The 3,096-nt window shown below is 65.1% G+C and carries 1 protein-coding gene and 1 pseudogene; one reads left to right on the top strand and one right to left on the bottom strand.

What is annotated here, in order from left to right; translation table 11 throughout:
• Positions 1-224: pseudogene (locus tag EOA75_RS34635) on the bottom strand (transglutaminase); the annotation flags it as partial.
• A 324-nt stretch (positions 225-548) separates the two neighbouring features.
• On the opposite strand from EOA75_RS34635, the gene EOA75_RS31160 reads away from it, so the two are divergent.
• A partial coding sequence (locus EOA75_RS31160; RefSeq protein WP_206517081.1) for an Ig-like domain-containing protein occupies positions 549-3,096 on the top strand: 2,548 nt, incomplete at its 3' end.

Raw genomic sequence — 3,096 nt, 5'->3', positions numbered from 1 at the left:
GCACTGGCGGCACCGCCGACCCGGTAGGCAGCAACAGGCTGCCATGGCTGCAATCTGGCCAGCGAAACGCCGCCGAGATCGGCCGGCGCAGGCAGCGTTTGAGAGGCGGGACTTGCGACGGAGACTGCGCTGGCGGACGACGCATTCGGCAGACCGGCCAGGCCGATTGCCAGCAGCAGAACCTTGACCCTCGACGCCGACGAGGCAGCTTTTTGTATTTTCATGACGCCCACCTTTGACTGTGGACGCTACCGATTTTGTCTCAAATTATCGGAAAGGAAGGTGGGTAAGTTTCCGCGAATCAATCTATTCTGCTTTGTCTCAAATTTTATTCAAATTTATACTTGAATTTGCCGAACTGCCGCCGCGCTCCCCAGCCGGTTCGGCGGCGCCCCTGAAGATATATAACTGAATATATCGTTGCGATTTACCAAGTGTAAAAAATGCAAGTCCATGCATATTCGAGTATATCAAGAAGATCGAAGGTACGTTGCAAAGTTCGAGCCCCGCATGTCTCTTGCCGGGAAATGCCGAAGGGGGCTTGAACTATGACGACCAGTATCGAATTCGACGCCGTTTCAAATTTCTCGGACGAGCACGCAACTGTCGGCGAACAGCCGATTTCGGGCGTCCAAGTCGCCCAGGCCTCCGGCGGCCAGACGGCACCCGTGGCAGGCGAACCTGTGCCGGTCGATGTGGGAAGCGGCGCGCCGGCAAAGGGCGACGGCAACGCCCAGAACGCACAAAGCACAGCCAAGCCGGCGGCGGACGCCAACGCTCCTGCCGCCAACGCCCCTGCCGGAAACGCGCCGGCACCGAACACGGCAGCCTCGAACGTTGCGCATGAATATCACGCCGAGGCCGGCAATGTCGTGAAGCTTCCGGCCAATGTCTCGATCGACGACATCAAGGTCGACGGGCACAATCTGGTGCTGGTGCAGCCGGACGGCGCCGAGATCGTCATCAAGGACGGCGCGCTCAACGTGCCGACCTTCATCATCGGCGATGTCGAGGTGCCGCGCATTGCCCTGATCGCCGCGCTCGAAGCCAGCCACGTCGATGTCGCCTTCGGCGCCGACGGCTCGATCTCGGCCGGCGGAAATGGCTCGCCAAGCAGCGCCGGCGGAGACTTCTCGGTGCCTCCGGGCGGGATCGGAGACGGCTTCGGCCTGTCGGCACTTTTGCCGCCGACTGCATTGGCGTTCGGACAGCCGGAGAACCGTGAACTGTTCCCGTCCCTGCTGAAGCCGGACTCCACGCCGTCGATCGGGACCATTGGCGAAGCGAGCGTCAACGAAGCCGGCCTGCCGCCACACGGCGGATTGCCGGCCGGTTCCGGCGAGATCGCCGACGGCGATTCCGGCAACAACTCCAACACCTCCGAGACCACTTCCGGCACCATTGGCTTCACCTCGCCGGACGGCGTGTCGCAAGTGACGCTCGGCGGCCATGTGCTGACCTCCGCGGCGCAGACCTTCACCGACGCCACCGGCTCGCTGACCGCAAGCTATTCTTTCGACGCGACTACCGGCACCGGCACGATCAATTACAGCTACACGCTGAACACCAACACTTCGGGCGACGGCACGAGTGTGAGCTTCGCGGTCGGCGTGACCGACTCCGACGGCGATGCCGCGCCTCCCGGCACCCTCGTGATCAACATCATCGACGATGCGCCGACTGCTGTTGCGGATACGGATGCTGTGCCTTTGGGCTCACACGCGCCGATCGACGGCAACGTCATCACCGGCGCGGGCAGCGACGGCAACGCGACAGGCGCCGACATCCAGGGCGCCGACGGCGCGAGCGTTACGTCGGCCTATGGCAAGGACGGCCCGGGCTCGGCGCAGACGGTAACGGGCGCCGGAGTGTCGATCGTCGGCGAGTATGGCACGCTGGTGCTGCACTCGGACGGCAGCTACACCTATACCCGCGCCGCGGAGACGAAGGGCGGGGTGGACGACGTATTCCACTACACCCTGACGGATGGCGACGGAAACCAGTCTTCGACGACACTGACCATCTCGATCGGCAACTCGACGCCTACCGTGACCGACCTGACGCCGGCAGCCAATGGCGGCGACGTGACGGTCAATGAAGCCGCACTAAATGTCGGCACACCGGGCGGCCCCGGATCCGACCCGGCAAGCACCGCCGAGACCGGCGCGGGCACCTTCACCATCGCCTCGCCCGACGGCATCGCCACGCTCAGCATCGACGGCCACGCCTTCATCACCAACGGCGTCTTCAGCGCCGGCTCCTTCACCACGGCGCTCGGCAACACGCTCAACGTCACCGGCTACAATGCCGCAACCGGCGTCGTCAGCTACACCTACACGCTCAACGACAACGAGGCGCATGCCGCCGGCCAGGGCACCAACAGCCTGTTCGAGAACATGACCGTCTCGCTCACCGACCAGGACGGCCAGAACGCCACCGGCACGCTCTCGGCCAACATCGTCGACGACGTGCCGACCGCGGTCGCCGACACCGATGCCGTGCCTGCGGGCTCGTTCGCCTCGATCGGCGGCAACGTCATGACCGGCGCGGGCAGCGACGGCAATGCGGCCGGCGCCGACACCAAGGGCGCCGACGGCGCAACCGTGGTCGGCGTCGCGGCCGGCAACACCAATGCCGATCTCGACAGCGCCGCCACCGTCGGCTCCGTCATCCAGGGCACCTACGGCAAGCTGACGCTCAATGCCGACGGCTCCTACACCTATGTCCGCGACGCCGGCACCGCCGGCGGCCATGACGACGTCTTCACCTACACCATCAAGGACGGCGACGGCGACACCTCGCACACCACGCTGACCATCTCGATCGGCAACACGCCGCCGACCATCACCGACCTGACGCCGGCAGCCAATGGCGGCGACGTGACGGTCAACGAGGACGACCTGCTCGCCAGCCGCGGCGCCGGTGAATCGGCCGGCTCCGACACCTCCAAGGAGAGCACCACCCAGGGCGGCACCTTCACCATCGCCTCGCCCGACGGCATCGCCACGCTCAGCATCGACGGCCACGCCTTCATCACCAACGGCGTCTTCAGCGCCGGCTCCTTCACCACGGCGCTCGGCAACACGCTCAACGTCA

Source organism: Mesorhizobium sp. M1A.F.Ca.IN.022.07.1.1 (assembly GCF_003997575.1).
In the GTDB taxonomy this organism is placed as follows: domain Bacteria; phylum Pseudomonadota; class Alphaproteobacteria; order Rhizobiales; family Rhizobiaceae; genus Mesorhizobium.
The sequence above is the reverse complement of the archived record's forward strand: the minus strand, read 5'-3'. Positions and strand labels throughout refer to the sequence as shown.